Here is a 6667-nt window from a genome sequence, read left to right as displayed (position 1 = left end):
CCAATCCTGATCGGGTCTCTTGGACAGAACTACGTGCATCGGTGAGATCGACCGATGCCACGTCGACGCAGCGCAACAACCATTGCCGAACCGTCTCTACACGGTCGCCATCGATCCTCATTATCAAGAGGGCAGTCGCGGGCACTCCAGGCTCATCTCTCCAGCTCAAGTTGCACAGCCCCAAATGCCGCGAGTGGATCGCGGCGACCACTTTGAGGAGGCCGGGTACGCCGGCGCTCGCGTGGAGATCCACGGCGAAGGAGACGAGCATGCGGGCGGCTCCGTGAGGGTCATTGTGACCTGACAAGGCCATGGTCACCGGCCCGGCCCGTACAGCCCGAACTTCAGCTCAGGATCACCCGGTGTCCAGGTGTTCGTGAACTGGGCACGTCGACCGAGCTCGGCTGACCGCTCGACGAGGTTGCGGCCGAGCTCCAGTTGGGAGCGCTCCCAACCCGCGAGCGCCGCGACGACGTCATCGATCTGGCGCAGTGCCTGCACCAGGGTCCACCCATTCTCAGCCGCCTTGGCGGTCCCGGCCCCGGCATGGGGTCGCGCGACGGATGCGGCATCTCCGATGATCGCGATCCGTCCTGCGACCATGTGCGGCGATTCAATGTCATAGATGGCCTGCAGGAACGGCTGACGCGTCGAGCACACCATTTGTGCCATGGTCGGCGGCAACTCTGCAGTTGCGGCCTCGCGCATCGCAGTTAAATGCTCTCCCTTGACCATGCCAGGCTGAAGTGCCATCGGGCGGCTGGTCCCATCAGACGCCGTCATCAGCACGGCAAGGTCCTCGTCCGCGACGTTGCGGTACCAGACGTAATTGACCAAGGGGTTCGTCGACTGGCCCGCGGCTGCCGGGATCGGGTAGGAGACGATGTGGCTGTTGGGAACAATGCCATAGGTGATGGAGGCCGGCAGCACGTAGCGGGACGGGACCCCAAGTTCGTCAGCCTCGATGATTCCTCGCCATCCGACATAGCCCGCATAGTTCCGCTTCACCTCACCGAAGAGCAGGGTTCGCGCCGCGGAGCCGATGCCATCTGCGCAGACAACGAGATCCGCCTCGACCGTCCGCCCTGAGGCGAAGGTCACTCTCGCCCCGGCCTCGTCCTGATCCAGAGCGACCATCAACTCATTCAGTCGATAGTTGTCGCGTCCCACGGAATCGACAAGGTGCCGGTAGAGCGTTGTCCAGGACGTGAAGCGGTAGTCGCTCGGCTCCTCGAACAGGATCTCGTCACCGGGCCCGTACACCCGAGCGATCTCGGCCGTACACGTGAAGTCATCGATGTTCAGGCCACGGTGGTCGACCAGGTGGCGAACGGTCGAGTCATGAACCACGATGCCGGCACCTGCGCCGTCGAGCATCATGTGCGAGCGCTCGAACACCGTCACCGCCCACCCTTCACGTTTCAGCAGAGCAGCGGCGGTGAGTCCTCCGAGTGAGCCGCCCACCACGATGGCCGTCCGCGTTTCGAGCGAGCCTGATTGCTTGTTCATGAGACAAACCATCCCCGCGGCACGGTTGGCGGGACAATGGAAATTCTCACAGCAACCAACCATTCTGTTGTGAAGCCGAAGCAGGCCACTCGGGCGGTCAGCATGATCTGCTTGATCCGCACGAGAGGAGGAGACCGCAACCATGCGCAGCAGCGCTTACTGGATCTCCGCGTCCCAATCCGCCGAGAGCCGATGGGCTGAGACGCTCAGCCAGATCTCGCACGCGGTGAACGCCGGTGCCACCGAACGCGAAGTGGGCGACATGATCGCCAAGGCCAGCACCCTCCTGACCGGCGTCGATCGTGCAGCAGTCGCCTTGGCGGACCTTGACGGTCAGGGCCTGCGCCTGGTGGGCGCACACGGCCTCACCACGGACTACATCGACTACCTGGACCAAGAACGTCCTCTGCACTTCAAGGCCAACCCCGAACTTGAGAGCGCCGGCCCCTCCATACGCGGGTTCAAGAGCGGACGCGCAGTCGCCATTCCTGACATCGCGATCGACCCGGCGTTCGAGCCCTGGCGAAAACTCGCCAGCAGCGAGGGCTTCCGCTCACTCCTTGCTGTGCCACTCATCGCGTCGGGTGAGTCCCTCGGGGTTCTCACGTGCTATTGCAATGACCCCGGTTTGCTCGAGCAATCGCAGTCAGAGCTCATCGAGTCCTTGGCCGTGCATGCCGCCATCGTGCTCGAGAGCTTTCAACTCCGTCGCAGCCAGGAGCGCTCCATCGAAGAGCTGACTGACGCACTGGACGTGCTGCGACGCGACCGTGAGCTCCACACCACCTTGATGAATCTGGTTCTGGACGGTTCCAGCGCTTCGGAGATCATCGACGTCGCAAGCGATGTCCTGGGCATGCATGTGGAACTCACCGACTCCGCGGCCGACCCAGCCCGGTCGGTCAGGTTGGGATCTGTCGCCAATGCCCCGGACTCATGGCTGGTGGCTCCCACGATTTTGGAACCCAGTGAACGCCTCGCCCTCGAATCCGTGAGTCTGGTCGTCGCGCTGGAGCAGCAGCGTCAGATCTCCATTTTCGAGGCAGAGGCCCGGAACAAGCTCGACCTGCTCGGCGACATCCTGGATCTCCACCCGGAATCCGACACGACCGAGTTGTTGGACCGCGCTCTGCGGCACGGCTTTGAGCTGCAACGCCCGCACCGGATCGTCGTGCTTGCCCCGGACACGCCGGTCCAAGGTGGAGCGCGGCGCCTTGCCCAGCTTGCACACCACCTGGCGCCCGCGACCCGCCCATTGGGCCTCATGTCGTATCGCAACCAAGCGGCCGTGCTCCTGCTTCCCGACACGTCGGACTATGCCGACTTCGCCGACCGGGTGCATGCCGCAAGCCAACGAGAACTCGGATCCACAACCTGCTCGACGGTGGTGGGCGCCCTGTGCGCCGACCTCCACGAATACGGATCAGCGCTGCGCACGGCCAGCGCGACGCTGGAGCTCCGCCAACGATCGGGCTCGCGCGGTCAGATCGCCGAGCTGGGCCAGTTGGGCACCCTCCAGTTCCTTCTTCGAGGGGCCCCAGCAGAGTTGGTCTCCTTCAGTGAGGGCATCCTTGCTCCGTTGACTGAGGGGAGCGCCCAAGGCTCAGACCTGCTTGAGACGCTGAAGTCCTACCTGGCCAACCGTCAGCGCGCCGGTGCGACGGCGCGCGCGTTGCACGTGCACGCGAACACCATCAGCAACCGACTGGAGCGCATCGGTCGGCTGACTGGTGGCTCCGTCGACGACGCAGAACACCTCCTGAACCTCAAGCTCGCGTTGCTGGTCCACGACGTGACCCGCACGTAACCCAAGGTCAGTCCGACTGGACCTCATAACGCTTCTGCAGTTCGCGGTACTCCGCCTCGCGCATCATCGCGCCGAAGTCGTGATGAGACACCATGGAGTACTTGGCGGCTGCCGAGACACCGCCCTGGCGCATGTCCTTGAAGAGGTCCGTGAGCAGTGCTGTGGCGGCGTACAACGCGTGCAGTGCGTCGATGCGAACCTGGATGCCAACCTCGAGACACACCTCGTCGGTGAGCTCCTTCTCGAGTGGTGAGCCGGGCAAGGCGGATCCGACAAGGGGCAGACCAACGACATCATGCAGCTTCGCCCAATCCTCGAGCGTGAACTGCTCGCCCGGACTGTTCGGCATGATCATGTGGGCGCCGGCTTCGGCGAACGCCTCTGCCCGGCGGAAGATGTCATCGGTTGCTCGGGCATCGGTGCGCGCTATGACCATCGTTCGTTCTTGGCGACATCCCTCGACAGCAGCAGCAATGTTCGCCGCGGAGCCCGCCACGGATGTGAGGTGCGGGGGTTCGCCGGGATAGAACGGGCAGCGTTTCGGGCTGGCTTGATCCTCCAACATGAGGGCACTCGCACCTGCCGCCTCGAACCGTTCCGCAACCCGTGCGACGGTCAATGGCCCGCCGTACCCGTTGTCGAGGTCAGCCATGATCGCAAGGTCGCCGGCCTGCGCAACATGGTTGACCGAGCGAAGATTGTCGTCTGCCGTGTAGAGGTCCATGTCAGGTAGGCCCATCGTGGCGGCTACACCCAGGCCAGAGGTGAGTACGGCGTTCCATCCGGTCGTAGTCGCTATCCGGGCAGACAGCCCGTCCCACACCGTAGGAACATGGATCACAGCACCTTCGGCGACCAGGTCGCGCAAGGCCCTGTTCGCGGCACGTGTCACGGGATCACCACCGGCTTGATGTCTGCGTACGTGCCCATGCGATGGAGGGCGTCGGTGGCATTCTCGAGCGAGTACTGAGACGTGGTCATCTTGCTGAAATCGTACTTGCCGGCCGTGCGCCTCACGAATTCGAGGGCCTTCCAGTAATGGGAAATGTCAGCCGACCACGCCCCCATGATGTTGACCTGCTTCCCGGTCAGGTATCCGGGCCGTATCGGCACCTCTGTACCGGGCTCGTCCATGGGTCCGGTGACAACGTATCGGCCGTCAACCCTGACCATCTGGAGTCCCTCGAGGAGAGCAGTGCGGGCACCGCACAGCTCGATGACCGCGTCCGATCCCTTGCCGCCGGTCAGTTCCATCACGGCCTCGACACGTGCATCCGGATCCGGCACGTCGGCCACGGACACCACGTCTGTTGCGCCGTACTCGGTGGCCAGCTCAAGGCGGTCGTCCGGTCCCCCGATCACAATGATCTGACCGGCTCCGGCATGGTGAGCCATTGCGGTGGCGAACAGCCCGAGCGGGCCGGACCCTTGGATGACCATGGACTGCCAGGGCTCCAGACGCCCGAGACGGTCAAAGCTGTGCACTACTGTCCGGAGTGCGCAACTCGATGCCGAGGCGATGGGTGAACTGACCTCATCCGGGATGCGCACCCGGCCAGACTTCGGAAAGACGTGCAAGTACTCCGAGAAACCGCCGAAGAGGTGCGGCGGCTGGTCGGACGACGTGAACGTGTACATGTCCCGGTCACGACACAAGGCGGGCTGGTGGAAGAGGGTGCAGTAGTCGCAGTGGCCACAGTTCGAGTGCACGAAGACGATACGATCGCCGAGCTCCAGTGTGGCTCCCATGGAGTCGACCCGCTCACCTTCGCCGAAGGCGACGATTCTCCCGGCGAACTCGTGTCCAGGGATCAGCGGCAGCGTCAGGGGCAGCGCGCCGCCCATGCGGCCGGCCCACAACTTGTAGTCGGACCCGCAGACCGTCGCTGCTTCCATTCTGACAAGGAGAGCCCCGGGCGCCAGACTGGTCGGCAGCGGATACTCCCGGATCTCCAGCGGAGCGTTGAAGTCGGCAAGCACGGCTGCCCGACTGGTCTTCGGCAGATCCTCGACAGCGGATGCGATGGTCATGACGGTGAGTTTCTCGATTCGATGGTGGTAGCGGATCACCGCTTCTGGAACTTCATTCGACTGCACAGGTGGGGGCAAAGGTCACCCGACCTCGCCCCCGCCTGATGGTGGTCACTTCTTGGCAGCGCAGGCCAGAATCGCGTCGACGTAGTCGCTGTCGGCCTCCTCGGCCTTGACGTCCGCGGTCAGCTCCTCATAGAAGGCCTCGGCCTTCTCCTTGTCCACTCCAGCGTCGGTCGCGGACTTCAGCCAGGCATCGAGCCCGGCAGTCCCGGTTTTCGCAGCCCAGACCGCGACGTTCTCATCGCTCCAGGCGGTGACGTTGACGCCGGCCTCCTTGAGTTTGGTGCAGGCCGTGGCTCCCTCCTCGACCGCGATCACGGGAGCTTGTTCGTACAGTTCCTGTCCGGCCTGCACGAATGCGTCTTGAACGTCCTCGGGCCAGGACTTGAACTTCGACTCGCTGACGGCGAGGACTGTGAGTGCTGGCACTCCGGTGCCGGGCGCGGTCATTTCGGTGGTCACGTCCGGCAAGCCCAGACTGAGCGCAGCATCCATCGTGGTGCCGGAGTATGCCTCGAGGAGACCACGCTCCAGGGACTCGATTGAGTCGTTGAGCGGAATGGCTGCGACTTCACTGCCTGCCGCTTCCAGCGCCAGTGCCTGCAGGCCGACGGAACGTACCTTGAGTCCGTCGAGGTCATCCATGTTCTGGACAGGTTTGTTCGAGCCGAGCACGCTGGACGGCGTACCGAGGAAGTTCAGCACGTGGATCCCGTTCTTGCTGAACTCGTTGGAGAAGTCGTCGTTGTCCTCATACAGCTTCCGTAGCGCCTCCGAGTAGGCCGCCGGGTTCACGCTGACGAATGGAATGCCCGCTGCCTGCGAGAGGGGCATCTGGGCTGGGTTGTACGCCGGCGCCCAATAGGCCATGTCGACGCGTCCGTCCTGCATGCCTGGCATCACTTCCTCGCCCCCCAGGAGGGAAGCCGAGTAGTGAGTCTTGAACTCCACCTGACCGTCGGTCAGTTCGACGACCCGGTCCATCATCCACTCCGCCTGAAGAGAGTGGATGGCAGAGTCACCGATGTGGCTTGCGTACTGAACTGTTACCTTGTCTCCCGAGCCACCTGAGCTGCATGCCGCGACACCCGGAAGGCACAGCGCAACCGCGCCCGCAACTGCAGCAAGTCTCGTCTTGAGAGTCACCATTCTACTGCTCCTTTTTCCAGTTCACCGGACGGGGATCGTCGGCGATCTACTGATCCGAGATCAAGATGTTGCTCGGGACCACGGGGGTCGTGTTCGAGTTCGTCAGCT

Annotated in this window: 6 protein-coding genes; 1 reads left to right on the top strand and 5 read right to left on the bottom strand. The window is 63.6% G+C overall.

What is annotated here, in order from left to right:
- Together NJ4_RS26465 and NJ4_RS24490 are read right to left on the bottom strand one after the other, a co-directional pair.
- Positions 1-271 (bottom strand): hypothetical protein (locus NJ4_RS26465; RefSeq protein ID WP_217996987.1); only part of this gene is annotated, 271 nt, incomplete at its 3' end.
- A 44-nt stretch (positions 272-315) separates the two neighbouring features.
- Positions 316-1509 (bottom strand): FAD binding domain-containing protein, encoded by a 1194-nt coding sequence (locus NJ4_RS24490; RefSeq protein ID WP_067441974.1) that lies wholly within the window; start codon positions 1507-1509, stop codon positions 316-318.
- Positions 1510-1651: 142 nt separating this feature from the next.
- On the opposite strand from NJ4_RS24490, the gene NJ4_RS24485 reads away from it, so the two are divergent.
- The gene (locus tag NJ4_RS24485) at positions 1652-3316 is read left to right on the top strand and encodes a helix-turn-helix domain-containing protein (RefSeq protein WP_067441971.1); all 1665 of its coding nucleotides are present in this window, start codon (positions 1652-1654) and stop codon (positions 3314-3316) included.
- Between the two features lie 7 nt (positions 3317-3323).
- On the opposite strand, the gene NJ4_RS24480 is transcribed toward NJ4_RS24485, so the two are convergent.
- The 3 genes from NJ4_RS24480 to dctP form a co-directional block, all read right to left on the bottom strand.
- Complete coding sequence (locus NJ4_RS24480) at positions 3324-4208, bottom strand: isocitrate lyase/PEP mutase family protein (RefSeq protein WP_082749130.1); 885 nt, start codon at positions 4206-4208, stop codon at positions 3324-3326.
- Entirely contained in the window at positions 4205-5347 is a 1143-nt protein-coding gene (locus tag NJ4_RS24475) for a zinc-binding dehydrogenase (protein ID WP_067441977.1), read from the bottom strand. The genes NJ4_RS24480 and NJ4_RS24475 overlap by 4 nt, the downstream gene beginning before the upstream one ends.
- 111 nt (positions 5348-5458) lie before the next feature.
- Positions 5459-6559 (bottom strand): TRAP transporter substrate-binding protein DctP, encoded by a 1101-nt coding sequence (dctP, locus tag NJ4_RS24470; RefSeq protein WP_082749128.1) that lies wholly within the window; start codon positions 6557-6559, stop codon positions 5459-5461.
- Between the last annotated feature and the right edge of the window lie 108 nt (positions 6560-6667).

Origin of the sequence: Nocardioides jensenii JCM 1364 = NBRC 14755 (assembly GCF_001552535.1) — a bacterium.
Taxonomy (GTDB): domain Bacteria; phylum Actinomycetota; class Actinomycetes; order Propionibacteriales; family Nocardioidaceae; genus Nocardioides; species Nocardioides jensenii.
Note: the sequence above shows the minus strand (reverse complement) of the source record. Positions and strands in the feature narration are given on the sequence as shown.

What these genes read in the sequence shown, in the direction of transcription:
- NJ4_RS24490 (WP_067441974.1), bottom strand. Translation starts at nt 1,509, where the DNA reads ATGAACAAGCAATCAGGCTCGCTCGAAACGCGGACGGCCATCGTGGTG.
- dctP (WP_082749128.1), bottom strand. Translation starts at nt 6,559, where the DNA reads ATGGTGACTCTCAAGACGAGACTTGCTGCAGTTGCGGGCGCGGTTGCG.
- NJ4_RS24485 (WP_067441971.1), top strand. Translation starts at nt 1,652, where the DNA reads ATGCGCAGCAGCGCTTACTGGATCTCCGCGTCCCAATCCGCCGAGAGC.
- NJ4_RS24475 (WP_067441977.1), bottom strand. Translation starts at nt 5,347, where the DNA reads ATGACCATCGCATCCGCTGTCGAGGATCTGCCGAAGACCAGTCGGGCA.